This window comes from Paenarthrobacter sp. C1 (assembly GCF_049315185.1).
Taxonomy (GTDB): Bacteria; Actinomycetota; Actinomycetes; order Actinomycetales; family Micrococcaceae; genus Arthrobacter; species Arthrobacter nicotinovorans.
Genome location: NZ_CP186053.1, coordinates 412141 through 435840, shown reverse-complemented (window position 1 = coordinate 435840; position 23700 = coordinate 412141). Strand labels below are relative to the sequence as shown.

The 23700-nt window shown below is 64.3% G+C and carries 43 protein-coding genes; 4 read left to right on the top strand and 39 right to left on the bottom strand.

Annotated features, from left to right (window positions below):
• Positions 1-44: 44 nt before the first annotated feature.
• The 12 genes from ACNAOU_RS25185 to ACNAOU_RS25130 form a co-directional block, all read right to left on the bottom strand.
• Positions 45-344 (bottom strand): hypothetical protein, encoded by a 300-nt coding sequence (locus ACNAOU_RS25185; RefSeq protein ID WP_422759199.1) that lies wholly within the window; start codon positions 342-344, stop codon positions 45-47.
• On the bottom strand, positions 341-2677 hold the full coding sequence (locus ACNAOU_RS25180) for a glycoside hydrolase family 65 protein (protein WP_422759198.1): 2337 nt from the start codon (positions 2675-2677) through the stop codon (positions 341-343). Before ACNAOU_RS25180 ends, ACNAOU_RS25185 begins: the two co-directional genes overlap by 4 nt.
• Before the next feature lie 225 nt (positions 2678-2902).
• Positions 2903-3619 (bottom strand): hypothetical protein, encoded by a 717-nt coding sequence (locus tag ACNAOU_RS25175; RefSeq protein ID WP_422759197.1) that lies wholly within the window; start codon positions 3617-3619, stop codon positions 2903-2905.
• The gene (locus tag ACNAOU_RS25170; RefSeq protein ID WP_422759196.1) at positions 3616-4107 is read right to left on the bottom strand and encodes a hypothetical protein; all 492 of its coding nucleotides are present in this window, start codon (positions 4105-4107) and stop codon (positions 3616-3618) included. Before ACNAOU_RS25170 ends, ACNAOU_RS25175 begins: the two co-directional genes overlap by 4 nt.
• Entirely contained in the window at positions 4107-4553 is a 447-nt protein-coding gene (locus tag ACNAOU_RS25165; protein ID WP_422759195.1) for a hypothetical protein, read from the bottom strand. Before ACNAOU_RS25165 ends, ACNAOU_RS25170 begins: the two co-directional genes overlap by 1 nt.
• Entirely contained in the window at positions 4550-4948 is a 399-nt protein-coding gene (locus ACNAOU_RS25160; protein ID WP_422759194.1) for a hypothetical protein, read from the bottom strand. Before ACNAOU_RS25160 ends, ACNAOU_RS25165 begins: the two co-directional genes overlap by 4 nt.
• 5 nt (positions 4949-4953) lie before the next feature.
• Positions 4954-5202 (bottom strand): hypothetical protein, encoded by a 249-nt coding sequence (locus tag ACNAOU_RS25155; RefSeq protein WP_422759193.1) that lies wholly within the window; start codon positions 5200-5202, stop codon positions 4954-4956.
• A gap of 143 nt (positions 5203-5345) precedes the next feature.
• Positions 5346-6044: a hypothetical protein gene (locus ACNAOU_RS25150; protein WP_422759192.1), complete on the bottom strand. Its 699-nt coding sequence runs from the start codon at positions 6042-6044 to the stop codon at positions 5346-5348.
• A gap of 55 nt (positions 6045-6099) precedes the next feature.
• Positions 6100-6531, bottom strand: a complete 432-nt coding sequence (locus tag ACNAOU_RS25145; protein WP_422759191.1) for a hypothetical protein — start codon at positions 6529-6531, stop codon at positions 6100-6102.
• A gap of 280 nt (positions 6532-6811) precedes the next feature.
• A complete protein-coding gene (locus ACNAOU_RS25140; protein ID WP_422759190.1) occupies positions 6812-7252 on the bottom strand; it encodes a hypothetical protein in 441 nt (146 codons plus the stop codon).
• 251 nt (positions 7253-7503) lie between these two features.
• Entirely contained in the window at positions 7504-8511 is a 1008-nt protein-coding gene (locus ACNAOU_RS25135; RefSeq protein ID WP_422759189.1) for an ATP-dependent DNA ligase, read from the bottom strand.
• 69 nt (positions 8512-8580) lie between these two features.
• Positions 8581-8808, bottom strand: a complete 228-nt coding sequence (locus tag ACNAOU_RS25130) for a DUF2188 domain-containing protein (RefSeq protein WP_422759188.1) — start codon at positions 8806-8808, stop codon at positions 8581-8583.
• Between the two features lie 117 nt (positions 8809-8925).
• On the opposite strand from ACNAOU_RS25130, the gene ACNAOU_RS25125 reads away from it, so the two are divergent.
• Positions 8926-9405 carry a hypothetical protein gene (locus tag ACNAOU_RS25125; protein ID WP_422759187.1) on the top strand — a complete coding sequence of 160 codons (480 nt, stop codon included), beginning with the start codon at positions 8926-8928 and terminating at the stop codon, positions 9403-9405.
• Between the two features lie 59 nt (positions 9406-9464).
• Here the strand turns inward: ACNAOU_RS25125 and ACNAOU_RS25120 are convergent, their stop codons facing one another.
• The 25 genes from ACNAOU_RS25120 to ACNAOU_RS25000 form a co-directional block, all read right to left on the bottom strand.
• Complete coding sequence (locus tag ACNAOU_RS25120; RefSeq protein WP_422759186.1) at positions 9465-9863, bottom strand: hypothetical protein; 399 nt, start codon at positions 9861-9863, stop codon at positions 9465-9467.
• A complete protein-coding gene (locus tag ACNAOU_RS25115) occupies positions 9860-10039 on the bottom strand; it encodes a hypothetical protein (RefSeq protein ID WP_422759185.1) in 180 nt (59 codons plus the stop codon). The genes ACNAOU_RS25120 and ACNAOU_RS25115 overlap by 4 nt, the downstream gene beginning before the upstream one ends.
• Positions 10040-10068: 29 nt before the next feature.
• Positions 10069-10410: a hypothetical protein gene (locus tag ACNAOU_RS25110; protein ID WP_422759184.1), complete on the bottom strand. Its 342-nt coding sequence runs from the start codon at positions 10408-10410 to the stop codon at positions 10069-10071.
• Entirely contained in the window at positions 10400-10600 is a 201-nt protein-coding gene (locus tag ACNAOU_RS25105; protein ID WP_422759183.1) for a hypothetical protein, read from the bottom strand. Before ACNAOU_RS25105 ends, ACNAOU_RS25110 begins: the two co-directional genes overlap by 11 nt.
• Complete coding sequence (locus ACNAOU_RS25100) at positions 10597-10833, bottom strand: hypothetical protein (protein ID WP_422759182.1); 237 nt, start codon at positions 10831-10833, stop codon at positions 10597-10599. The genes ACNAOU_RS25105 and ACNAOU_RS25100 overlap by 4 nt, the downstream gene beginning before the upstream one ends.
• A gap of 76 nt (positions 10834-10909) precedes the next feature.
• Complete coding sequence (locus ACNAOU_RS25095) at positions 10910-11218, bottom strand: hypothetical protein (protein WP_422759181.1); 309 nt, start codon at positions 11216-11218, stop codon at positions 10910-10912.
• Between the two features lie 53 nt (positions 11219-11271).
• Positions 11272-11532, bottom strand: coding sequence for a hypothetical protein (locus tag ACNAOU_RS25090; protein WP_422759180.1), 261 nt, complete (start codon positions 11530-11532; stop codon positions 11272-11274).
• Complete coding sequence (locus ACNAOU_RS25085; protein WP_422759179.1) at positions 11529-11945, bottom strand: hypothetical protein; 417 nt, start codon at positions 11943-11945, stop codon at positions 11529-11531. Before ACNAOU_RS25085 ends, ACNAOU_RS25090 begins: the two co-directional genes overlap by 4 nt.
• Positions 11945-12700, bottom strand: coding sequence for a hypothetical protein (locus ACNAOU_RS25080; protein ID WP_422759178.1), 756 nt, complete (start codon positions 12698-12700; stop codon positions 11945-11947). Before ACNAOU_RS25080 ends, ACNAOU_RS25085 begins: the two co-directional genes overlap by 1 nt.
• Positions 12697-12861, bottom strand: coding sequence for a hypothetical protein (locus tag ACNAOU_RS25075; RefSeq protein ID WP_422759177.1), 165 nt, complete (start codon positions 12859-12861; stop codon positions 12697-12699). The genes ACNAOU_RS25080 and ACNAOU_RS25075 overlap by 4 nt, the downstream gene beginning before the upstream one ends.
• 106 nt (positions 12862-12967) lie before the next feature.
• Positions 12968-13165, bottom strand: a complete 198-nt coding sequence (locus tag ACNAOU_RS25070) for a hypothetical protein (RefSeq protein ID WP_422759176.1) — start codon at positions 13163-13165, stop codon at positions 12968-12970.
• A gap of 39 nt (positions 13166-13204) precedes the next feature.
• On the bottom strand, positions 13205-13915 hold the full coding sequence (locus ACNAOU_RS25065) for a hypothetical protein (protein ID WP_422759175.1): 711 nt from the start codon (positions 13913-13915) through the stop codon (positions 13205-13207).
• A gap of 39 nt (positions 13916-13954) precedes the next feature.
• Positions 13955-14716 carry a hypothetical protein gene (locus tag ACNAOU_RS25060; protein WP_422759174.1) on the bottom strand — a complete coding sequence of 254 codons (762 nt, stop codon included), beginning with the start codon at positions 14714-14716 and terminating at the stop codon, positions 13955-13957.
• A 61-nt stretch (positions 14717-14777) separates the two neighbouring features.
• A complete protein-coding gene (locus ACNAOU_RS25055; protein WP_422759173.1) occupies positions 14778-15092 on the bottom strand; it encodes a hypothetical protein in 315 nt (104 codons plus the stop codon).
• A gap of 159 nt (positions 15093-15251) precedes the next feature.
• Positions 15252-15731, bottom strand: coding sequence for a hypothetical protein (locus ACNAOU_RS25050; RefSeq protein WP_422759172.1), 480 nt, complete (start codon positions 15729-15731; stop codon positions 15252-15254).
• On the bottom strand, positions 15724-16014 hold the full coding sequence (locus ACNAOU_RS25045; protein WP_422759171.1) for a hypothetical protein: 291 nt from the start codon (positions 16012-16014) through the stop codon (positions 15724-15726). The genes ACNAOU_RS25050 and ACNAOU_RS25045 overlap by 8 nt, the downstream gene beginning before the upstream one ends.
• Before the next feature lie 46 nt (positions 16015-16060).
• Complete coding sequence (locus ACNAOU_RS25040) at positions 16061-16306, bottom strand: hypothetical protein (RefSeq protein ID WP_422759170.1); 246 nt, start codon at positions 16304-16306, stop codon at positions 16061-16063.
• Positions 16303-16875, bottom strand: a complete 573-nt coding sequence (locus tag ACNAOU_RS25035) for a hypothetical protein (protein ID WP_422759169.1) — start codon at positions 16873-16875, stop codon at positions 16303-16305. Before ACNAOU_RS25035 ends, ACNAOU_RS25040 begins: the two co-directional genes overlap by 4 nt.
• A 201-nt stretch (positions 16876-17076) precedes the next feature.
• Positions 17077-17313: a hypothetical protein gene (locus tag ACNAOU_RS25030; protein WP_422759168.1), complete on the bottom strand. Its 237-nt coding sequence runs from the start codon at positions 17311-17313 to the stop codon at positions 17077-17079.
• Positions 17314-17348: 35 nt separating this feature from the next.
• Positions 17349-18542, bottom strand: coding sequence for a Fic family protein (locus ACNAOU_RS25025; RefSeq protein WP_422759167.1), 1194 nt, complete (start codon positions 18540-18542; stop codon positions 17349-17351).
• A gap of 143 nt (positions 18543-18685) precedes the next feature.
• Positions 18686-19540 carry an ATP-grasp domain-containing protein gene (locus tag ACNAOU_RS25020; RefSeq protein ID WP_422759166.1) on the bottom strand — a complete coding sequence of 285 codons (855 nt, stop codon included), beginning with the start codon at positions 19538-19540 and terminating at the stop codon, positions 18686-18688.
• A complete protein-coding gene (locus ACNAOU_RS25015; protein ID WP_422759165.1) occupies positions 19537-19707 on the bottom strand; it encodes a hypothetical protein in 171 nt (56 codons plus the stop codon). Before ACNAOU_RS25015 ends, ACNAOU_RS25020 begins: the two co-directional genes overlap by 4 nt.
• Entirely contained in the window at positions 19704-19982 is a 279-nt protein-coding gene (locus tag ACNAOU_RS25010; RefSeq protein ID WP_422759164.1) for a hypothetical protein, read from the bottom strand. Before ACNAOU_RS25010 ends, ACNAOU_RS25015 begins: the two co-directional genes overlap by 4 nt.
• 38 nt (positions 19983-20020) lie before the next feature.
• Positions 20021-20236: a hypothetical protein gene (locus tag ACNAOU_RS25005; protein ID WP_422759163.1), complete on the bottom strand. Its 216-nt coding sequence runs from the start codon at positions 20234-20236 to the stop codon at positions 20021-20023.
• Positions 20237-20294: 58 nt separating this feature from the next.
• On the bottom strand, positions 20295-20591 hold the full coding sequence (locus ACNAOU_RS25000; protein ID WP_422759162.1) for a hypothetical protein: 297 nt from the start codon (positions 20589-20591) through the stop codon (positions 20295-20297).
• A 117-nt stretch (positions 20592-20708) separates the two neighbouring features.
• On the opposite strand from ACNAOU_RS25000, the gene ACNAOU_RS24995 reads away from it, so the two are divergent.
• Positions 20709-21146, top strand: coding sequence for a LexA family protein (locus ACNAOU_RS24995; RefSeq protein WP_422759161.1), 438 nt, complete (start codon positions 20709-20711; stop codon positions 21144-21146).
• A complete protein-coding gene (locus ACNAOU_RS24990; RefSeq protein ID WP_422759160.1) occupies positions 21139-22431 on the top strand; it encodes a Y-family DNA polymerase in 1293 nt (430 codons plus the stop codon). The genes ACNAOU_RS24995 and ACNAOU_RS24990 overlap by 8 nt, the downstream gene beginning before the upstream one ends.
• A 39-nt stretch (positions 22432-22470) precedes the next feature.
• On the opposite strand, the gene ACNAOU_RS24985 is transcribed toward ACNAOU_RS24990, so the two are convergent.
• Both ACNAOU_RS24985 and ACNAOU_RS24980 read right to left on the bottom strand, forming a co-directional pair.
• The gene (locus ACNAOU_RS24985; RefSeq protein WP_422759159.1) at positions 22471-22704 is read right to left on the bottom strand and encodes a hypothetical protein; all 234 of its coding nucleotides are present in this window, start codon (positions 22702-22704) and stop codon (positions 22471-22473) included.
• The gene (locus ACNAOU_RS24980) at positions 22701-23009 is read right to left on the bottom strand and encodes a hypothetical protein (protein WP_422759158.1); all 309 of its coding nucleotides are present in this window, start codon (positions 23007-23009) and stop codon (positions 22701-22703) included. Before ACNAOU_RS24980 ends, ACNAOU_RS24985 begins: the two co-directional genes overlap by 4 nt.
• Positions 23010-23131: 122 nt before the next feature.
• On the opposite strand from ACNAOU_RS24980, the gene ACNAOU_RS24975 reads away from it, so the two are divergent.
• Positions 23132-23689 (top strand): hypothetical protein, encoded by a 558-nt coding sequence (locus ACNAOU_RS24975; RefSeq protein ID WP_422759157.1) that lies wholly within the window; start codon positions 23132-23134, stop codon positions 23687-23689.
• Positions 23690-23700: the final 11 nt, after the last annotated feature.

Sequence of the window (23700 nt, the reverse complement as noted above, 5' to 3'; positions counted from 1 at the left end):
TTCTTAGGTCACATGTGTGCGGACCGCTGACCGCCCCTCCCCGGCTACTCGTCGCAGCAGCCGGCCGGGCCCATCGAGTACATGGTCCTGCCGGTGGTGCTGTCCACGACGACTGTGCAGCGGCCGTTCGAACACAGCCGGCTGACAGGCCGCTGACGCGCTGCCCGGTCCGCCACGATCCGTTCTGCCTCGATCTGTTTCGGGTCGCCCATCGGGATGTCGAGCATCGCCGAAAACTGGTCCTGGTAGTACGGGCCGATGACCCACGGCTGGCGGCGGGCCAGCTTGATCCGCCGCAGCTCGTTGGAGTGGCGGCGCTGGGTGTCGTACCGGCGCCGACTCATGCGGCCATGGCCTCGACTGCCACAGCATGGGCGGGAAGCCCGGTGCCGAAGGGGCTGGGCATCCCGAGGTCCGCCACGGGTTCAAGTCCGACCCGGAGCGTCTGGTCGGTGACCAAATGCTTGCGACCGCGGACCGATACCTCCACTGGGGCACCGGATGCAACGGTGAGGGAGATGGCCCCCTGCTCCAGTTGTACGAGCAGCAGGCGGCCCTGGATGTTCAGCTGGAAGGACAGGCCCTCCCAACCGGCGGGCAGGCGGGGGTCGAAGTGCGGGAGTGGGCCCTGGTCCCGGTAGCCGGCGAAGCCACTGACCAGAGAGCTCCAGACCCCGCCGGTGGAGGCGATATGGACGCCGTCAACGGTGTTGCCGTGCGTGTTTTCCAGGTCAATGAACAGCGCGTGGGTGAAGTGTTCCAGCGCGGCCTGCCCGTAGCCGACCTCGGCGGCCATGATGCCCTGGACACAGGCGGACAGGGTGGAGTCCCCGGTGGTGATCGGGTCGTAGAAGTCGAAGGCGCGGCGCTTGTCCTCGACGCTGAAGTCCTGCCACTGCAGGAACATGGCCAGGACGGTGTCGGCCTGCTTCAGGACCTGGTGCCGGTAGATCACCAGCGGGTGATAGTTCAGCAGCAGCGGGTACTTGGACCGCGGTGTGGTCCAGTCCCACGGCTCCAGGGTCATGAAGTCGTTGTCCTGCGAGTAGACCTGGAGGTCCTGGTCGTAGGGCAGGTGCATCCGGGTCGCGGCCTGAGTCCAGACGTCCCGCTCCTCGTCCGTGATCCGCGGATCGTCCAGGGCGGCGGCGGCCAGCAGGTTGAAGCGGGCCATGACGTTTGTGTAGAGGTTGTCGTTCACGACGGCGGTGTACTCATCCGGGCCGGTGACGCCGTGGATGTGGAACTGGCCGTCCTTGCCGAAGAAGCCCAGGGACGCCCACATGCGGGCGGTCTCGATGAGCAGCTCGGCGCCGGCGGCCGGTTCGAAGGAGTCGTCGTTGCTGGCCCACATGTACCGGTGGGTGGCGAACGCGATTGCGGAGGCGATGTGAAACTGGGCAGTGCCGGCGGCGTAGTAGGCGCTGGCCTCCAGCCCGTTGATGGTCCGCCACGGGAAAAGGGCGCCATCGACGTTCAGCTCAGCGGCACGCTGCCGGGCCAGGGGCAGCATTCCGTGGCGGGATTCGAGGACCTGCCGGGCCGCGGCCGGGTTCGTGTAGGTCAGGTACGGCAGGAGGTAGACCTCCTGGTCCCAGAAGTAGTGGCCCTCGTAGCCTGAGCCGCTGACGCCCTTGGCGGGGATCCCGGCGACACCGGCCCGGGCGGTGGCTTGGGCCAGCTGGAAGAGGTTCCAGCGGATGGCCTGCTGGATCTCCGGCTGGCCCTTGATCGTGATGTCCGCGGTGGCCCAGTAGTTCCGGTAGTGGGTGGCTGCCTCCGCGTAGATCGCGTCGACGTTCTTCATGGCCACCGCAGCTGTTCCGGCAAGGTCGACGGCGTCGCCGCCGCCGACGGCGTAGCTGACGGTCTTCTCCATCCGGAACGTGGTCCCGGGGGTGAGGGCGAGGATGTACCGGACGCTGCTCTCGTCCTGGTCCACGACAGTCTCGAACGGGGTTGTCGCCGTGGTGAACCAGTGATCGACTGCCAGGCCCAGCTGCTGCCCGGATTCCGCGGTTTGCCAGGCAAGCCGGAACGAGCCCGCATCGCCGTCGAGCCGGACCGGGTGCAGTACCCGCCCGGCATGGTGTCCGGAGCGGCGCGGGTCATCATCGGAGTGGTCACCGGTCGCCCGGTCCTGCCGGTTGATGATCGAGGAGGTGATGTCGGCGTAAACCTCACGGTCGGCGGTGATCTCCAGCGTGATCGCCAGGCAGCCGCGGGACTCGAAGCCGACGGCGCGGCGCTCGGTGGTGGTGACGGTGGCGCCCGAGCGGCAGAGCCAGGTGATGCGGGACAGGTAGAGGCCGGAATCGAAGTCCAGCGTCCGTCCGTAGTCCAGCACGGTGGAGCCGGCCAGGCTGAGGGCTTCGCCGTCGATGTTCACGGTGAAGTTGGTGGTGTCCGGGACGTAGAGGATCCGCTGGCCGGTACGGGCGAATCCGTAGGCGTTCTCGGCGTGCTTGATGTCCCAGGTTTCGTGGAAGCCGTTGATGAAGGTGCCGGGCAGTTCGGCGTCGTCCGCGGCCCAGTGTGTGCCCCTGACTCCGAGGTGTCCGTTACCGATGGCGAAGAGGGTTTCCAGGGTGCCGGCGTCACCAGGCTCGTGGCGTGTTTCGAGCAAGCTGGACGGTGCAACGGGGAAGCGGGTGCGATCGTCGGTGATCAGGGCCATGGGTGCTTCTTTCGGGTTTGGCGGTTCGTGAACAGACAGCGGAGCAGTGGGGTAAGGCCGGAATGTCTTATGAGGGTTGTGGCTGCTCCTGGCATCGGATGCACACCTGGTCGGGGCCAAGGAATACCGTCGCAGCGCGGCACACCCGGCAGTGCCGCCGCGTCACGTGGTGTGTCCGGCTGCAGTCCCCGCACATGGCGATCGGAATGCCGGTCTGGGTGGTGCTCATCCGATGCCGACGTGTTCGGTCAGCTCGGAGAGCTTGGGGATGGCGAATTCGTGTTTGCCAGCCGGCGCCAGGATGGTCAGTCCGTGAAGGTGCTTCGCGGCGCGGGCGTTCAGGTTGAGGTGCCAGCCGGCGACCATGAGCTGGTTGCGGTCCTGGCCTGCGCCACCCTTGATGACGGTGCCCTCGACGGTGAAGATGCCGTAGCGCGGGTGGTCGAAGGCGGCGCTGACACGGTCACCCTTCTTGACCTCCTCGAGGGTGGCGGTCAGAGCCTTGGTGTCGCGTCGAAGCTTCGGTGCGGGCGCCTTATCGGCCTCGGCTTCGCGGGCGTCGTGGCGGGCGAGGGCTGCCTCGGAGAGGACTTGTTCCACGGGCTCCCCTGCTGATTCGATGTCCTGCACGCCTTCCGGCTCCAGGTCTTGCTCGGGGTTTGCTGCCGGTTCAGAGTCGGCCACGCATTCGACCTCGGCCACGGGCTGCTCCGGCGCTGGGTCCTTGATGTGGACCGGTTCGGGGGCAGGCAGTTGCTCTGCCTGGTGGCGGGCGAAGGTAGCGACGGCGTCGCCACTGTCAGGGCCAGCCGGGACCTCCAGGATGTCTGCGCATCCCTCTCCGTTGCATCGGATTCGGGTCCCGGCCTTGTTCCAGGCATAGGACGAGTGGCCGGCGAGGACTTCGGCCGCGGCGTCAATGAAATCCAGGACGGCGGTCATGGCTTTTCTTCACCGAGCCCGTCGATGAAGTCGGCGACGGCCAGCTGGGCCCCGGCCATTGCGCGCAGCAGGTCGGTGTCCATCGTGACGGGATAGATCGCGGAGCCGGCCTGGACGGCGCCGTCGTCGCCTGAGAACTCGGCGATGGGGAGGAAGGCGCGGGGCACAAGGACGAACTCTTCCAGGACCGCAGCCGTGGCCTCGTCATCGAAATTGAGGACCTTGCGCAGGTCAATGCTGTGCTGTTTCGCCGGCGTGTACGAGAACCGCCGCGCTTCCGGGGTTTTGTCCTCTCCGCGGTAGTGGATCCAGCCGGTTTCGGGGACACCCCCGACGGGGCGCTTCATCCAGCGGGTCGCGGTAATCCGCTTCGATGCCGCCCATTCGTCCATGTCCGTCTCCGGCATGGCGTGCCAGTGGTCACCCGGCGCCCAGAGCCAGCAGGTGGCCTCGACGGGTTCGGTGTCGTAGATGTCTGCGTAGACCATTACCGGTCTCCTTTCGTGATGGAGGTGTAGCGGCCCACAATCAGGTGGTCTTCGGGAGCGATTGCGGCCGGGTCCCAGACCAGCGGCCATGGAAGTGACAGGACGTTAGGGTCGCGTCCTTCCTCGACGTACAGGTTGTGGAACTGCCGGGCCGTAAAGTCGACGTCGGTTGAGCAGCCGTCGCGGGTGAGCCGCACCCAGGCGTGGTCGAAAGCGAGGGGATGTTCCGGCTCGTCGGCGTGGATCACTGCAGCGTCCCACCCGTGTTCACGGGCGAAGGTGGCGAACTGCTCGCTGACCTGCACACAGGCCCACGTGTCCGTGTAATTGTCCTCGGCCTCCGTGATGTCCGGGTAGCGGCGCCAGAGGTGCAACCGTGTATCGGAGTCGATGTAGCCGCCGAGCAGGTCGCTCAGGTCTTGGGAGACATCGGTGGCGCCATTCAAGGCTGGTTCTCCACGGCTGCCAGCACACCCCGGGCAGCGGCCTTGAGGCCTTCCTGCTCCGGGATGGACGCGGTCTCGTAGAGGATGCCGAGGAGCTCGTTGCCGATGTAACGGGCGCCGCGGACGATGGACTCGTCATCGTGGACCGCTTCGTCCTCGGCCTGAAGTTCCCGCATCGCATCCTGCAGGCGCCTGCGCAGGTCTGTTGGGTAGTCCAGGGGCTCGGTTGCCTGACGGATTCCTTCCAGCTGTTTCGCCCTCGCATAGCAGCGGAGGTGGAACTGTCGGTCGTATTCGAAGCGGCGGCCGGTATGCTCTTCAAGGGGCGTGGCTTTCGGCAGGCTGGTCATCGGGTTCTCCGGTTGGGTGGGTGCTTCTGGGGCGGGTCTGGGCATGGCTTCTAGTCCTCGACGAGACGGCGAAGACCTGCTTCGCCGTCTTCCTCGTGGGCGCTCAGGACGAAGGCCACAAACGGCCAGCCCGTGGTGATCAGCGCCCGGTTGTCCTCATCGGCTTTCGACCAGAGATCGAACAGGCCGTAGGTGAACCCGCTGGGCATTGTGCCGCCGGGCAGCCGGAGGTAGCCCAGCAGGTCCGCGGCAAATGAGCGGACGGCTGGGTCGTAAGGATTGCGGCCGGAAGGGTTCATGCGCCTCATGTGTGAGGCATGAGGGTGTTCCCTCCCCGCGGCTCAGACCGGCTCTATCTCGAGGTAAGAGAGGGCGGCCCGGAGTGTTGAGCGGTCTTGATATGGAGGGCCAACACGATCCGTACCAATCTGCGTCGTCGGTGCTAGGAGATTTGGGAGACCACCCAGCCGCCAACCACCAGGACGATTAAGAGGACGATCATGACGTAACCTGCGACATGTCGTTCTTTGGATGCAGAGTTGCCCGTTGCGGTTGCTGGCCGGGCGCGCAATGTGAACTCAGCCGGGTGAGGTTTTTGTTTCTTCGGTTGCTGCTCAGTTGTTACGGTAGATCCCGACGCTTCAATAACGCTGATCAGCCGCTGCTGCGCGCGGTTGAGAAACTTTTTCTGTGATTCCGAGATACGACTGACAGTATCGGTCGCTGCAATCCATTCGGCGGAACCTGTGGCCAAGCCAGCTATCCAGGCTTCGGCCCCTTCCATCAGGTTCTCGTAGATACGCCTCCGTGCTTCCAATAGAGCCGAACTGACCTGATCTTGCATGCTCAAATATGTCGTGAGCGGTCTTGATTTTGTTTCGGACGCCAGGTGACAGATATGCCAGGCGATGGCGTCAGCAGAACCGTCCGTGAGCTCAGTGAGCTTTGATAATTGCAACGCGCTGACTGGGCCAAGCTCGATTTCACGGCTGAGGTCAACAGGGTGCATTTTGAGCTTTTTGGGAACCCAAAAATTCCATCCCGGTGGCGACTCAGGCCACTTCGGATCAGGCTTCCAGTTGGACTCGGGTACCCAATCTCTGGGCACTGGCCATCCTGGCGGGGGATTGAAGTCACTCATGCAATTCCTAGCAACGAGAGCGGAGGCTTCCGGATTGAAGCTTAGTCCCGGCCTATCAGGCGGTTCCCTTACACGTCGCAATCCCATATTGACTCGTGGTCGTGTTTTCGCTGATCACAACGCCATCGACGGTTATACGGCAGGTCACAGTTCCATAGAAGTCCGAAGAAGAAGTGAAGCTGGGGTTCATCTTCCCCTTGTTTTGGGCGGAGATGTACACAAAGGAGCCTCTTTGCATAACGAAGGTCAGGCCCCGGTTCCCGGACGTCTTGCCTGTGAGCGGAACCTTGACAGACTGCTGACTCGTGCCATCGCCGGTCTCAAGAGTGATGTCCGCTCCTGTAGCTGTCCCATCCACCTCATAGAGAACTTTAACGGTGGAAGGCCGGGCGGCACTGGCTGCCGTTGAGGAGCTTCCTGATGAGCACGCCGACAGCGAGAGTAGCGTCGCAGAGGCGATTGCCCCCACTGCAAGGATCGATTTCATTGGCCCCCATTTCATTATTTGGCCAAATTCTCTCATGTCTCCAGGGGGCGTGCAGCCGACCCGGCTGATCGCAGGAGCGTCCGTAAGCCGGTGGCTTAGCGCGCACTCCAGCGTCCGTTAGGGGATCGACTTACGGAGGTTCGTGCACCATCCCGCGACGATGCTTTCCAATTTCGGGGTAGCTTCCTGATGCAACATGGGTTCTAGACGAACACGTGTTTATCAAGGCTTGTGCCTGCGCCCTAAAAGCCAGCACGACCTCACCTACCGGCGGAACCTCTTAGGGCTTGCCGCCGGAGTTTAGGTGGTTCTCGTAGTCTTGACCGGCCGTGCGCATGTCTTCTTCGGTCACAAACCTCCGGTCGGCGAGCAGGATGGGCCGATATGATTTTGCTCCGTTAGTGCAGCGCACGTCGTCGTGCCAATTCTCGTTCATGGTCGGGTCGTAGAAGCAAGACCACCCCTTGCCGAAGACCTTCTCCGGCGACTCTTGTACCGCTTCTTCGATCTTCTGGTCGGTGGGCTTGTAGTCCTCATAGACATACTGAACGGGACGCTGAGAGGTGCGGGTCTGTCGATCTCCGTGGGACGCCCTAGCCAGGTCGGGCTGGCCGAAAAGCAACCATGCGCCAAAGCCGAGCACCGCTGCGCCGCTGATCCAAGCGATGACGCCGGTGCCGAAGTCGGCCCACGCCCTACGGTCCTTAGGTTTCGTCGTCATTCCCCCCCTCCATTTTGGATTAGCGTAGCGCTCGGAGCGGACTGGTTGGCAATCGAAGTTGACCCCCTGCCAGCACACGGCCTGTCAGCAGAACACTGGTCATGGATACCCGCGCTCAACCTACGGCGTCCACCTGCCTTATTCGCCAGGTAGCAGGGTTGCCCGGTGGATGCGTACTCCCTACTCGGCGATATGCGGCCAATCATAAAGGTGGGCCTCCCAGAGAACCGAGCCACGACATGTCTGAGCGGCTACTCCAGATACTCCGGGACTGCCACCGCCGCCGGGTCCAGGTCAGGTCTGGCACGAAGATACCGCAACGGGTGTCGGAACGATCTGCCCGACCAGGCGACGTCGGCCGATACTTCCACAACGATGGGCTCGACCAGGGTCAGCCGGACAGCGGCTTTGTCCTTGCTGAAGCGGTCCAGGGTGCCGGGGGTGATCTCTTCCGGCCAAGGGTGGTTTTCAATGGGAAGGTGCAGATGGGTGGCCAGAGCCTTGGACGCATTGGTGGTCAGCTGGGTGGAGCGGCCGACAATCCAGAGCCGGTCCCCGATCGGCAGCCCGGCAACAATGGCGGTCGGGCGGTCCCGTCGGCCGATGACGGCGGCGCATACGACGTCCAAGTCCCGGCGGTGCTTCACCTTCAGCCACTGCCTGACCCCGCCCTCATACGGTTGTCCGGAGCCCTTCACCACCAGGCCTTCCACCCCTGTTTCCGGCAGCTGCTCGAACCAGGTGGCCGCTTCCTCGGGCTCGGCGGTGGCGGGGGAGAGATTCAACGGAGGCTCCCACATGCGGGCGAGTTCCTCCAGCAGGGCACGGCGGTCCCGCAGCGGCAGCGCCCGGGTGTCTTGGCCGGCGACCGCGAGAATGTCGAAGGCGGCGAAGGACGCGGGCCGTTCCCGGATGAACGCCGGCAGCGCGGCCTTGGAGGTGGTCATGCGCTGTTGCAGGGAGTTGAAGTCGAGGCGGCCGTTCGCCCAGATGAGCGTCTCGCCGTCCACAATGCAGCCCGGCGGGATCTGGTCCTCGGCTGCGGCGATCACGTCGGGGAAGTAACGCGTCAAATCCTTGCCCTGCCGGGAGAAGAGCACGGCGCCGTCGTCGGTGACGGTCAGTGACGTTCTGAAGCCATCCCACTTGGGCTCATAGAGGCAGCCGCCGGGAAGGGCGGTCGTTGCCGGAATGCGGTTGACGGCTTTCGCCGCGGCCAGCGGCAGCGACGGCTGCAGCTCAGGTGGAAGGGCAGGCATGTCAGGAGGATTCCATGGGTTGGCCGCCGGCAAGGATCGAATCCCATGCCGGCGGCCAGTCCCGGATGGTTAGCCCGGAACGTTCCGGGGATCGTTGCCGTAACTGTTCTTCTGGGCGATCTGACCGTCCTGGTTCTTGATGATGTGCTCTACTTTGTCGGCCTGCGCGGCTTCACGGCCGGCGGCGATCGCCTCGTCCTTGGTGTTGTACCCGGCCCCGAATGCCCGGTCGGTGCCTTCGCGACGGTTCTTCCATGAACCGTCTTCCCAGTAAGTCTCGATGTCGCCATGTGCCACGGCCTGCCCTTTCGGTCGGATTCGCCTACGTTCGTCACGATACACACCACCGGAGGTCATTGCGGGGAGTTCGCGGGAGTCGATGGACCTCCTCTGCATCGTAGGCATAATGAGTCCATGCCGATTTCGTGGTCTGACGCTGTAGCCGACGCCGATTCTTCCGATGCGCCGGCTAGGTACCGACGGGCCCTGCAGCAGGTCGAGGACATCCGGCCGCTCGTAGAGTCCTACATCCAGGCGTTGAAGGATTCTGGTCAGTGGCCTATGGAGCAGATGAGCGACTGGAGTCCAGCATTGTCTCCAGTAACTATCTACACAAGATCTTCGCCCTACCATGAACGCCGGTGCGTGAGCGTCTCCTACGATGGCTTCTGGGCTGTCCACGATCACGTCACAGGAGACAAAGGAACGGACATCCTTGTGACGTTCCACCCGGGCGAACAGCCGGCTTTGGGCAGTGAGCGCGACACCGAGTTATTTATGACCGACCCGCGCTTCAACCTCTACATGGATGCGATGGAGCGTCTGAAGGACTGGCTGCCGCGCGAGCTCGTTGCGAGTCTGCGGTCAAGGGGCATTCCAATACCGGAAATGTAGGGTCTCTGCTAGGGAGGCAGCGACGAGACCAAGTTCCTAGGCGGCTCGCGCGCCGTCGGTCATGCCTTCTTGAACGTCTTCGACTTTCGGGTGCGGCGCCGGTCTTCGCGGGCGACGCGGCGGGTCATGGGGGCGATGATGTTCACTCCCGGTCCGATTTCCGGCTTGGCCTCCTCCAGTTTCTTGATCGCCTCAAGGTGGCCGGCGATGAACCGGTCCGCCTGTTCCTGCGGCATCGGCTCATGTTTCGTGAGTCCGGCTGCCTGGATGCGTTGGATCAATTCCCGGCGGGTGGCGATGGAGTCCTTGGAGGCACGTTTGCGGTGGGCCAAGTCGGCAGCCCCGTCATCCTCCAACCGGTAAAGCCGGGCACGGACGGCCGCCTGCGGGAACCGCTCAGCGAGAGGTTCATCCTCGTCGATGTGGATCCCGAAGCGGTTCATGGGGCTGGATGTCATGAGGCTTCCTTCAGGGCTTGGGCCGCTGCGACCGCGCGGGTCTGGTGGATCGGGCAGGGCGAGATGGTCATGCAGACGCCGCAGTGCCGTGCGGACCGACGGCCAAACGTCACGGGCGCGTCCCGGTGCAGGGGTTCGCGGTGGGCGGTTCGGGCGGCGGAGGCCATCAGGGACATGATGAACGCCAGGGGAGGTGCTTCAGGTGTCAGCCGGGGCGAGGTCTTCTTGGCGCGGAGCCGTCCGGGACGACAAGCCACCAGTGGTGCATGTACCGCTTGATGGCGTCGGCCTTGGACGGGTCGCGGAGCTCGGTCAACCAGTCGGCGCGGGAGACTTTCACTTCGTGCCCGTGCAGGGCGAGTTTCTCTCCGGCTGCGCCGCCGCCGTACTTGTCGCCAGCCACGAAGTCAGCGATGCGGTCCCCGTCGGCGTAGCCCAGGGAGGACTTCACGTGCTCGGCCCGTACCCAGCGGTCGGAGATGGTGCCGCGGCGCACTGCTGTGTACCGCTCCAGCAGCAGGTTCAGCATGTCCGGTTCAGTGGTCAAGACCGGACCGCCCCGGCATTGCTTGTCGGGTCTTGACGACGACCGCAAGGACGAGCCCGAGAAGAATCAGGGCTACGGAGCCGATCAGCAGTGCAGCGGACCCGCCGCCGTCCGGAACGAAGGCGGACGCGAAACTCAGACCAGAAGCCGTGAGCATCATGGATGAGATGACGATCGTCCAGGTTTTCACGGGTGCAAAACCTCGGTCGCTGTGCGGTTGGCAGCGGCACGCTCTATTCCGTATCCGATGGCACATTGGACACCGATGACCAGGACGCCGAAGACCATACCGAAGACCGGAATGCTCATCAGCTCGGCGGTCCTTTCTGGTGCTTCTTGCGCGAGGGACGCGGCGGGAATGCCGGCCAGGGCGGAAAGTGACAGGGGCGCTGCGAGGGCAACGTCGCGGAGGGAGATGCTCACGGTGGTCCTTCATGATTAGGGCTTGGACCCCTGATGTGTGCGGACGCCCGGAGGGCGCTCACCTGCAGAGGGTCGGTCAGTTGCCCAGGTCTTCGTGTTTCGGGGCCGGGAACCATTCGTTGAGCAGCGCATCTACGCGCTCTGCCCGGTGGGCGGCGTAGGCTTCGGCTGCGGCGTTGCTGTGGCCTTTGCCGACCTTCATCGTCATGAATCTGCCGCAGCCCCAGGCGTTGCAGCGGATCTCGGTGGAGTATGAGTAGCTGAATCCGGGGTGCTCCTGCTCGACCTGCCGGACAGCCGCGGTGATGGCCTCATCCTTGGCTGCGAGTTCTGCTACTGCCGTGTCGTCGACAAGGGTGGTGAAGTCCGAGATTTCCATACTCATTGCGGGTGCCGCCTTCGTTGCCGTTGCTTCTGTTGACCCTAATGTGTGCGGCGTCACAGGGTTCTGGCGCCGGTGGGTGCCTCTTCCAGCGAGAGGGCTTCCCGGAGTTCCTTGGCATTGGCAGCAAGTGCGCGGCCACGCAGCGCGTACCGATCCGCGAGGAGGGTAGTTCCGTGGATCCGGGTGTATTCGGCGATGGTGTGAAGTTCCGTTGCCCGGGTGTCCCACCGGTCTGCCAATCCGAGGGCGCTGTCAATCGCATGCTGTTGCTGAAAGACGATTGGCGGCAGCAGGGGCTGATCTGCGACCGTCACCGTCCAGCTTCCTTGGACGCATCCACCTCGTGGCCGCAGGCCCAGGGTGCGCGGCGGTGCAAGTCGGCGAGGTGATAGTCGATGACGCGCTGAGCATGCCGGAAACGCGCCTCCGAACGGTGCAGCCTCCATGAACTCAGCAGGCGGCTGACGATCCCTTCGCCGCTGCCGTGCGACGGCTCCACAAGGGCGATCTTGTCAGCGTGAACCAGGTCGGCGTCCTGGCGGCGTCCGGCGCTGAAGTAGACAATTTCGAGCCGGTTCAGCACCATGCAGGTCGCCTCGTAGTCGCCCTCAAATTGGGCCAGTAGCGCTTTGAGGCAGACCGCCTGGTGGGCGCAGACCACGGGGTCATCGGATGAGAACGGCAGTGTGGTGAGTCCGCCGCGAACACCGAACGGCCAGCGTCCCATCACTCCTCCGCCGGGAGAACTGCCCCGGTTGATTCGATGGCGCCAACAAGCACGTCGGTCATGATGAAGGGAGTTGTAATACGGTCGGTGGCGGCCATCTTCTTCGACCGGCTGATTGTCCTGCCCAGTGCACCAAGCAGTGCGGTGTGGCGGTCCAGGTCGATGACGGCGCGGGTGTTGACCCGGTAGTAAGGGGTCCGCTTCTCCTCATCGAGTTCATCGGCGCGGCTCCGCAGCCAGTCAGCGCAGCCGCGGATCATGAGGCGCTTGAACCTGGGGGGAACCGATGCGTTAAGATCCATGGCGCCGGTGATGTCCTCCAGTGAGGCGTGATCGAAATGGTCCGCTGTCGTGCGAAGCGCTGCGGCAAGCCGTTCCCGGACCAAGGAGGACATGGCGGCTTCGTGGTTGACCGGCTCGACATAGTGGTCGCCGAGCCGGGTGGCGTAGTCGTGGATGAAGTCCGGGACCCCAGCGGCCTGGGCTGCAGTACGGGATTCAGCGTCCCAGCTGCGGTGCAGTGCAGAGTTCAGGTCGTGGACGGCGTCGGCTTTGATGGCATTGAATTCCGGCATCGTGAGCCGGACCCGGTCATCGGCGGCATCGATCGCTGCGACCAGAGCCGTTGCCCGGGCGATGGCGGCCGCACGAGGCTGGACGCCAAGTTCGTTCCATCTGGTCTCATCATCGGCTTCAAGGCCGTGGCTGAGGTTGTAGTCGGCGCGGGCCGCAGCCTCAATGCGGGCGCTGGTCACGCCGCCTTGCCTTCGACGGCGTATGCGGGGGCAGTGCCGGATGTGATGAGTCCGGCCTTGTCGGCGGCCTTGAGGACGTCGGTGATGGTTCCGGGGCCTACCAGCTTCAGCAGGGGATCGGCTTCGTAAATCGCGTCAATGCGCGCGTCAGAGTTCTCCATGGGCACCATGTGTGCGGAGATACTGCTCCGGCTCACCACGCCTCGCCGGCAATATCGAAGTATTGCTTGACGTGGGCCTCGGTAGCCCTGGTCCGGTGCAGTGGTCTCAGTCATTGTCTGCAGGGCCAGTCCAGGTACAGGTGGTCTTGCCCTCAGTGTTGCGCATCCGGTGGCCGCCGCGGCGGTCGTGGTTCAGTGGCTTGTCGCAGGTGAGGATGATCTTTCCGGCGAATTCGGGACTGTCCGGCAGCAGGTCGCGGACCCGGTCGCAGGTGGCTTCGGCAGGTGCGGGGGCTGCTGTCATGACCGTCATGTGTGCGGACCGTCGGGGTGCCCTCTTCGCTTAGGCCGCCTGGGCGTAATCAGCGTCGTCGGCCATGTCGACGGTCCAACCGTTGGCTTCGGCTTTGCGCAGCGCCCGTCGGACCCTCATCTGTTGAAGCGGCGTGTCCTTGGGAGGGGCGGTACGGCGCAGGCCGGTGTAGAGGCTGCTGATTCTGAGGCGCATTTCTTCGGTGGTGCCGAACCCTCTCAGCAGTTTGTTGAAGGTCTGCCTCCCGACACCGCTGCGTTCGGCCAGGTCCTCGGGACACCAGCCAGCGGCCTGCAGCGCCATGGTCTGCAACCGGGGAACCGTCCCGTCGACCCTGGTGTCACCGGTGAGTTCCCGGCCGGCGATGTCTTTGTAGCTGATGGCGTTCAGGGCGTCCAGCGTGCTGGTGAGGACTCGCTTGACCGTCCGGCCGCCGGGGCCTCTGAGGATGTAGTGGAGGTTGGCGATGTTGACGGCAGTCAGATCCGCCATAGCTTCCATAGTCAGGCCCGCTTCACGCAGCTGCAGTATCCGTTTTCGTGCCAGCTCGGCGTCGGCCCATTTCCTGGTGCGGGTCAGGTGGGCGGTGGAGCGGTAATACTCCCGGTTCGCGGCGCCACAGGGGACGCATCTGCACTTGTGATAGCCATACATGTCCCGGGTTCCGTGCTCGTGGCTGGCTTTGGGGCAGGCGCAGATGGCCAGGTCTGTCGGTTCGGCCGCGGTGGGGCTTGAGGGCATGGAGATCATGTGTGCGGACCACGCGTCTTGGCTCATCGGTCAGTGCGCGCGGGAGTACCTGGCGTATTCGTAATCGGTCGCGGTATCCGCAGTCCAGCCGTTGGCCAGGGCGCGGTTCCGGGCCACGGTGGCCCGGCCCCGTTGGGCTGCGGTGTCCAGGGGCGGGGTGGTTCCGTGCAGTTCGGTGAAGATCGCATCGATGCCGGCCCGCGCCGACTCGGTGATGTTCTTGCCGGCAAGGAGCGAGCTGATCGTGGAGGGATCAAGCCCGGCCCGGTTGGCGATTTCCCGGCCGCACCAGCCGAAGCTGTGCAGGGACTGGACCTGAAGGCGGGGGATGGTGCCGTCGACTGTTCGGCCGGCAGGTTTCTCCACGGATGCGATGTCCTTGAAGCTGATGGCGTTGAGGGCGCGGAAGGTGCTCGCCTGGACCGTCTTCGGTTTCTTGCCGTTTCGGCCCTTGACCGCGAAGTCGATAACCTTGGCGTTCACGGCGCACATGTCGGCGATCTCAGCGATCGTCAGCCCGGCCGTCCGCAGTTTGGCGATGCGTGCACGCACCAGGTCAGCGTCCACCATTTCCCGGCGCGGGCGATGCTTGTTGTACTCGCGGTTATAGGCGGTGTTGGCTTCAGAGCACGGCGTACAGCGACAGCGGTGATAGCCGTACATGCCGCGGGTTCCGTGCTCATGGGGCTCCCAGGCTTCGGTGCAGTCGCAGACGGCCATATCGGTTGGTGCGGTCGCGGAAGGACTCGAAGGCATGAAGACCATGTGTGCGGAGGCTGGGTCAAAACTCACCGCACAAGAATAATCCCCGGCAGCGGGGTGGGAGCTGGGAGCCGGGGATTACGGGTGGTGGTCAGGCCGACTGGGGCCCGTCAAAGTCGCGGGCGATCCGCGCCAGCTTCCGGATGTCGGTGATCCCGGCATCCATGCAGCGGCCGAGCTCCTGGGCGACGTCGCCGACTCCCATCACGATCTGGATGGCGTCCAGCAAAGCCAGGGAGACGGCAAGGTGGTGACGGTGCCCCAGCGAGCCCTGGACCCGTGCTTCACCTGCGCGGTGGGCGACCAAAGCTTTCCGCAGCAGCTCGTAGAGGACCTCGTCGGAGACCTCACGGGAAGTCAGTGTCGGTGCAGCTGGGGCCTTGGCTGGGAAACTGATGACGGTCATTGCTCCGGCTCCTGGTACTCGCAGATTGTCCTGTGCCGGCTATGTGTGCGGCCCGTCTCAATCGCGTCACCGGACCTGCGGTTAGGCTTCGTAAAGCGGCCAGCGTCCAGGGTGAATGCGATGGGACATCCCTGAGAAGCGGGGTTGGTCCGTCGACGTTCAGCCTTTCGGAAGCCAGAGAGTGATGAAGGAGTTGCCGTCGCGCAGCAGCTGTGCTGACGTGTCGCCCCAGTCGGAGTCTGTGGTGCAGAACCAGCGCTGTTCATAGCGACCGTTGAAGAGCAGATTGCGCTTCTGGTAGGCGTGCGGGTTGCCGTCCGGGTTCATGATCATCGCCAGCAGCGGCAGCGCGTCCAGTTCCGCCTCGGTGGTCCAGACACCGTCATGGACGAGCTCGGGAGCATCCGCAACCGGGTCCCAGAACGTCAGCACGGTGTCCGGCCGCAGGTACGGGTGGGAGCCGTTGACCAGGATGGCACCGTTTTTGAGGTGGTGGATGGTGTCGGCCTGGAACGTGGCCAGGCGCTGGCCGGGGCGGGAGGTCTTGTTCGCGTCCCGGTAGGTGTAGGACCGAAAGTAGTGGCCGCGGTGCTCAGACGAGAGCTCCCCGGCGAGGATGGTCCGTGGGACGTCAGACATCGGCAGCTTCCCCGGTGTTCTGGCGTCCCTCGACGAAAGGCAGGGACTCCACGACGATGGCCCGGTGCCCATCGACCCAGGACGTCCTGGAGTCGTCGCGGTTGGCGAAGCGCCGCCAGGAACCGGTCCTGTTCAGGTGGTCCATGTTGCCCAGTTTCACCTTGGTCTTGATGTCGACGACTTCGGCGGTCATGATCTCGGGGTAGCGGCCACCGGTGACGTAGGTGACGATGTCACCGATGTTGATTTCGGCGCCGCGGGCATCAGTAGCAGTGATGGTCATGGGACCCATGTGTACGGACCGGCAGACATGGCTCCCCGGGGACGGGTTATGCGCGGCGGCGTTCCTCGGCCAGCTCTGCAGCCCTGAAGTAGCGGCGCAGCTTCCGGAGTTTCTTCACCCGCTGCTCGGACCAGCCGAACTTGGCGGCGAGCTCCGCCATGGCGGGCCCGTCCCACCCGACGGCGATGCCGTAAATCCAGGCCGTGTCCTTGGATGCGCCCCAGTCCATCGAGGAGGTGACCATCGCGGAGTGCAGGGCGCCCAGCGGGTCGGTGCCCGGTGCTTTGCTCACGGCCGGTCCTCCAGGCAGATGATCCGCTTCAGTTCTTCCTGGACTGCCAGGGAGTCAGGAAAGTTGCCGGGTCGGCCAGCAGCATCCCAGCGCATGCAGAGATCACTGATGGCGTCGCTGATCGTCTCCAGGAAGAAGATGACGTATGCCTCGTGCAGCGGCTTGTCCAGCGCCCATGATTCGCCCCGGGACCAGGCATCGTAGAGCTCCTTGGAGGCGGCGAAGATCCGTTCGGCGTGCGGCGTCTCGGGTCGGGGCGCCATAGCGTCGACAGGGAACATGCCGATCTCAGGCTCCGGCATTTTCTGACCGCCGGTGTAGTCCTCCCAGCCGCCCATGATGCGGCGGCGCTGGACCGGGTGCCCCCGTTCGAGGATAATCTCGACCTGCGACGCGTCCAGCTCCATCCAGGTTCGGTCCCAGCCCAGGTTGTGCCGGTACTCGTACCCAGTGGCCGGCGCGTGCTCGGCCAGCTGCTTCACCTCGGCGAGGAGGGTGTCGAAGTCCTTATCCAGGGAAGCTTCATGGCGTGCCGCCAGCGCGGCCAGGGCAGAGGAGATGTTGTCCATGGGCCCCATGTGTGCGGAATGTGGCGTTCGGCTCCTCAGTGCCGGCGCCGGACGCAGGAAGGCGCGCCCCCGAGGTGGGAGCGCGCCTTCGATGGATGTAGCTTGTCTGCTTAGCCCAGGGACCAGTGGACCTTGAGGGCGTTGGCGATCGGGCCCTTCTCGACGTCGACGGTATCGATCACGGGTGGCTCGCCGTCCCGTTCAATGTCTGCGTTGCGGTACAGACGGCATCAGGATGGGGCAGAGGGTGTGGATGTCGTCGTCGTCGGGCCATTCAGCGAGGCCGTCGGGGACCTCGCCTTCCTCGATGTGGACCGGGAAGCCGTCCGCGTTGGCGGCGATCGTTCCCTCGCTGTCGGCCGAGTTCCCGCACACGCAGGTCAGGCTGGGGACGTCGTTGCCGATGACTTCGCCGGCTTCAGTGGTGTCACTGTCCATGGGCGGTGATCCTCCTCACGCGACCAAGTGTTTTGTCAGGCTGCCGGGTCCACCTTCGCCAGACGGGAGTTCAGCCGGTCCACCTCGTCGAGGACTTCCGTGGCGGCCCATGCCTTGCTGCGCTTGCTCTGGGTGATGGGCGTGATGACTCCCGCCGTCGTGAGCCGTTCCAGGGCGCCGTAGACAGATGTCTCGGCGACCCCGGCGATGTGCGCGGCGTGGTGTGCCTCGAAGACGGGGCGCTCCAAAAGCCACGGGATGATCTTTTCCTCGGCGGAGCCCTTGCGCGGCTTGGACATTTCCAGCCACATGGCCGGCAGGGCATCCAGGGCGGCCACACTTTCCCTTGCGGCATCCGCTGCATGCAGGGCGGAGTTGGCCAGGTAGAGCACGAACGGGTCGACGTCGCCGGTCCGGTAGTTGTTGACCAAGGTGAAGTACCGCTGCACGTCGGCCACCATCGCCGACGCAATGGGCGTGACGGTGTTCTTCGTCAGGCCGCGCCGGCGGGAAATGGCACCGATCAGTGCCCGTCCGATGCGGCCGTTGCCGTCAGTGAACGGGTGGATGGATTCGAACTGGGCGTGGGCGATCGCAGCCTGCGCCATGATCGGCACGTCGTCCCGGTTGCAGAACGCCATCAGGTCCTCCAGCAGGCCGGGCACGAGGTCCGCAGGGGGCGGGACGTGGATGGCTCCGCGGGGCGAGTAGTCGCTGCCTCCGATCCAGTTCTGGACGTCCCGGATCTTCCCGGCGTACCGCCCGTCCATCGGGTCGTCCTTCATCAGTGTGTGATGGGCTTTGAGCAGGGCCTCCAGGCGCACGGTGCCGTTTTTCCCGGCGTCGTCGATCATGAACTGCACGGCCTCGGCGGCGGCGACCATCGAATTCGCGTTCTCGCTGGCTTTCAGGCCGATCATGGCCTTGGCGTAGTCGTTCCGGTTCGCATCGACGTGTTCGATTTTGGAGGACGACACCGCCTCGCTCCTCAGCAGGAACCCACTGATGGCGGCCATCCGTGTACCGGCCGTGACATCCAGGGAAGCAACTGAGACGGCTGCCTTCTCCAGTGCGACGATGGTTTCCCGGCTTGGGCTGTACCAGAGGTCGGCAATGGCGGGCGGGAGTGAGACCTCAACTTCGGTGAACTCACGGTCTTCGCGGGGCGCCCTCCCGGAGGACTTCCAAGGCATGGTCTTGGAACCGTGCGGCGGCCAGGCGTCAGTCATAGTGTCCCCCGAAAGTCTAAATAAGGATGGAGTTATTTAGATTTTAGCCATCAAATCTAAATAGCGATGCGGTTATTGCTCGTTTGAGACGCGAGCAGGTGATTCCACGAGCAGCAGGAGGAGCACGACGACGACGACGACGGTCACGGCGACGGCAGCGGCCGTGCCCGACTTAGGAACAAAGCGTCCGGCGCCCAAACCCACTCAGGGTGTCCGGGGTCCTGACTGGCCAGGATGGATTCGACGACACCGGCGAGAGGGGCTGCGTGATAGATGTTGCTGCTCCACGCGGCATTGGCTTCGATAACCGACCAGTTGCCCTGGGCGTCTTCGCCGACGTCCAGGACGTACCCGGGCGGTTGATTGGTTCCCATGGCGTCCACGACCTCTTGGGCGAACGCGGCGGCCGCCGATGAATCAGGGCAGCGGTCCGGCTCGTAGGCGTCCCAGCTGATGGTGACGTCCTTGCCGTGAATGCCCGGAACGGTAGACAGGTAGAAGGACGAGGCGGCGACCTTCCCGTGAGCAATGAAGCAGCGGTACTCGCAGGCGTAAGCCATCGGCTCGGAGCCGACGTAGTGCAGGTCCTCGTAGCCCGGGATGAAGTCGAAAGTGCTGCCGATCAGGCGCAGGAAGTGGCCGCGGCCAATGTGCAGTCCCGCGGGGATGCTTGAGTGTTTGTGCTCGGCCAGCTTGTAGAACATTGGCTCGACGCCCATGTAGGGCATGTCTGCGATGCGTCCGGCCCATACCTTCCGGCTCAGGAACTCTTCGGGAATCTTGGTGATCCAGTCTGGTCCGGGGGAGAGGAAAGGGTGCTTGATGCCGGTCCTGGCCAGGCGCATAGCCCACGTCCAGGAACACCAGAGTGCCGTGCAGCCGTCCAGGGCAGGAGCGTCCAGACCGACGGTGTGTTCGACGGCGATCGTGCCGGCCTTGCGCAGGTCCTCAGCAACCCATGCGGGGCTGGTGGCGACCAGGAGCTTGTCGTAGGTCAATCGCGGTCCTCGGTGCGGGTGAGGCGTTTGCCTGCGCGGCGGGCGCGGCGCCGGAGTGTGGGCTTCTGGTTCCCGGTGTGGCAGTAGACGCAGCCGCCGTTGGCGGACTCGGGACAGTTCTTTCCCGAGTGCGGGCGGCCGCGCTGGTCCCGGTCCGTGCCGCTCATGACCAGCGGCGGGCGATGACCTGCCGGATGCCGTCACCTTCGGCAACGGAGCGCCAGGGGCCGTTGCCGGTGCAGGTCATCAGCTCGAACTCGATGCCCGGCTGGGCGGCCAGCACTCGTTCGGCGTAGCGGAGCGCTCCGTCTTCAGTGGACCAGACGGAAATGGAGCCGGTGTCTTCGGAATAGGAGGACAGCAACGCACCCCAGACCTGAGTGGTCTCGACGGTCAGCGGCAGTGCCTGGGGACGGCGGGGGCGGGTCAGGGTCGTAGTCATGGGACTCATGTGTGCGGAAGCCCCTGCTGTGCTCACCGTTACGCGGCGTTGGTCAGCGGTACCCGGGGCTTGCGGGCGGGTCGTGGTGGGATCCGCACGACGGGGGTCGGAGCTCCGACCCCCTGCTGGGCCGGACCGGACGATTCTGCCAGCGTGTTCCGTGTGGTGCGGTACAGGAGGGAGCCCAGCCAGATGAACATGGCGCTGGCAAAGAGCCAGGCGGCGTAGGCATGGAAGAGGTAGGTAAAGAACATGTCCCAGATGTGTGCGGAAAGGGTGGGTTACCTCCACGCGGCCGCGGGACGGCAACAATCAGCGCCCGGTCTTCCAGCTGCACATCAGGGCTGCGGTCCCGCTCGTGCTGTTCCCTGCGGCATCGGTGGCGCAGCTGATCCCAAATGAGGCAGGGCCGAAATGCAGATCCAGGCCGGCCGACGGCGTGGACGGCTTCGCTGCTTCTGGAGTTGGCGTAGGTGCGGCCGTCTCCTGGGCGGGCGTCACGTCCAGCGCACGGTCGAAGTCGGTCCCTGGGCTTTGGCAGCCGGTCAGCAGCAGTGCACCGCCCACGAGGATCAGTGCGGAGGCAGTGCGCGCAAGGAAATGCTTCATGTGAGGCCATGTGTACGGACGGTTCCACACCGCTTCCCGGAGCGTACAATCGAATACACGTTCACATGGGGATAAGTCTGTGGAGAACATGTCTTCGAATGTGGAAAAGGGAGGGTCATGGGCGCCGTCGTCATCGCCGTCCTCGAATACGACCTCGACCCGGTTGGGCCGGCCGGTCCGCTTATCACTGCGGCGGCCGTGCCCGCCGGGTTCCCTAGTCCCGCAGAAGGATACTTCGACGGACGGGTTGACCTAAACAAGCACCTCATCAAGGACGTCACGAGCACCTTCCTTGTCCGTGTGTCCGGGTATTCGATGGCAGGAGCCGGCATCTCGGACGGCGACGAGCTGGTCGTGGACCGGTCCCTGACGCCGGCGGACGGGAACGTCGTCGTCGCCGTCCTCGACGGGGAATTGACCGTCAAGCGGCTCCGGATCGAACACACCGGAGTCCGGTTGGTAGCCGAGAACCCTGACTACCCGGACATCATCGTGCCGGAGCTGGCCGAGCTGAGCATCTGGGGCGTCGCCACCCGCTGCCTGCACCATGTCTGACCTCGCGACCTCGGAGCGCTTTGCCCTCGTGGACGTGAATTCGATGTACGTCTCGTGTGAGCGCGCGTTCGACCCGAGCCTGGAGGGTAAACCCACTGTCGTTTTGAGCAATAATGACGGTTGCGTGGTCGCGCGCTCTAACGAAGCGAAGGCTCTCGGCATCGAAAATGGTGACCCCTGGTTCAAGCTGAAGGCGGACCCGAAGTTCGCCAGCGTCCAAGCCCTGTCCAGCAACTACGAGCTCTACGGCGATCTTTCCAGCCGCGTCATGGAGCTGCTGGGACGCTTCAGTTACGCGGTCGAAGTGTATTCGGTCGACGAGGCCTTCCTTAGGCTCCGCGGCACCCCGGAGGAGCTAGTGAAGACCGGGAGCGACATCAAAGCAGCCGTCGCCAAGCACGTCGGCCTGCCGGTCTGCGTCGGCATCGCACCCACCAAGACCCTGGCAAAATTTTCCAACCGCGTCGCCAAGCAGAACCCTGCCCTCGGCGGTGTTTGCAGCTACGACACCCTGCCTGCCGCGCACCGGGACCACATCATGTCCAGGGTTCCCGTCACCGGCATCTGGGGAATCGCCGGCCGGCTCGGCAAAAGACTTAACGGCATGGGAATCTTCACGATTGCCGACCTGAAGGCGGCGGATCCAGTAGCCATGCGGAAGCGGTTCTCGGTGCTGATGCAGCGCACCATTCTGGAACTCAACGAGATCGCCTGCATCCCCCTGGAGACCGAGGTCGCGGCGAAACAGCAACTGATCTTCTCGAGGTCCTTCTCTACTCCAGTCACATCCTCGGCCAGGATGCACGAGGTAATGGCCATCTATGCACAGAGGGCTGCCGTCCGCCTGGCCAAGGAAAACCAGCAGGCCAAGATCATGACGTGCTTCGCCGGCACCTCTCACTTCAACCCCACCGCCGCCTCGTTCCCATCGGCGACAGTCAAACTGCCAGCACCCACCGCAGACCCGGTGATTCTCACCAAGGCCGCTACAGGTGCACTGGAGGGCCGCCTGGTGGACGGGGTCCCATACGCACGGGCGGGCGTCATGCTCATGGACCTCTCACCGGCCGGCGCCGCCCCGCAGCTGCCAGCGTTTGCGACGGCCCACGAGGAGAAGCGGATTGGCGCTCTCCTTGGGGACGTCCTGGACCGTTTCGGGTCAGGATCCATCGGGCTCGGGGTTGCCGGGCTCGTCACCGAGCCTGACTGGTCGATGAAGCGCCGGGCGCTGTCGCCGCGGTACACCACCGAATGGGCAGAGCTGCCGCTCGTCAAAGCCTGTTGAGACACCAGAGGCTGCCCTGCCGGATGGCAAAGCGGCCGATCATTGCGGAGACCCTTCTTGCGAGCTCCGGTTCCAGGGTGCCCGGCTTTCCGGCTGAAGATCATCGCCGATGTCTCCCATGCCGAGGAGCGCCCAGAGTCCCGTCACGATGTACCAGCCGTGGTATTCGTGCTCCGGGTGGCTATAGAGCCAGTAGGTGGCCCAGCAAAGGGCCAGGAAGAGCAGGGACTTGAAAGCGATGCGGAGGATGAATTTGGCGACGTCCGTGTTCACACCGCCTCGAGTGCGGCGAAGAGCCGGCTGTCTTCGCGGACGTGAACGGCTGTCCGCCAAGGGTTACCGAGAGGGTCATTCCCTGCCGGGACCACGACACTGTCCGGCACGTGCTTTCCGTTCATATAGCGGGTCAGCTTGATGGCAATACGCTTGCCGTCCTCCATCAGTGTGGCCTCCTGAAAGTGCCCGGCGACCAGGCGGCCGTTGTGGTCCACTGAGCCGGTCTGGATGTAGAGGCCACTCAGCTGCGGAGCGAGGGCGACGATGTCGTCACTGGGGATGTCGCGGATCTGAACACTCATGGGCCCCATGTGTGCGGCGTCCCGGCAGCGCCTCTCCGCAGCTTCCGGGCGCGTCGCCGAAACCGTCCAACCATGGGTGCCGGTATCGTTCCTTGAGGGGGTAGCGGACTATGGAAAATGGCGTGACGGATCGTCTGTGGGACAAGGACGTTCAGGAGTTCATCGAGGCCTGCAAGCATGAAAAACTTGCCGACATCGAAGTGGGGTATTCAGGCATCGGCAGCGCATTCCTGAGCGTATCCGCCAGGTACCGGACCCGCCGCGGCCGTCTCATCCCCATTGGCTATCGGTGGGTGGAGTCAGGGAAGTGGGGCACCCATGCGGAGGTGTACCTGGGTACGGTGCCGGCACCGGCGGGACATGACGCAAAGGATTTCTTCCGCCTCGCGTGGAAGACGCGGCTTTGGTGGGAGCGCAACCACGTTGCCTATGCACTCCTGGCGGTGACAACCCTCTACTTCAAAGCGCATGCCGTCCGTGACCGGATGCAGCTCGAGCACCTGGAGAATCTGAAGAAGGACCAGGAGTTCAGCGCCGCCCTCCTGAAAGGGGGCATCGATGACGGGTTGGACGTCGACCAGCGGCGGGAAGCAATCTCGCAGGCCCGGGATGCAGCCCTGCGGACCCTGAACGACCTGGCACATCTTTACGGCGCCCACTCCGAGCCGGGCGGGGAGTAACAGCTCCTGCG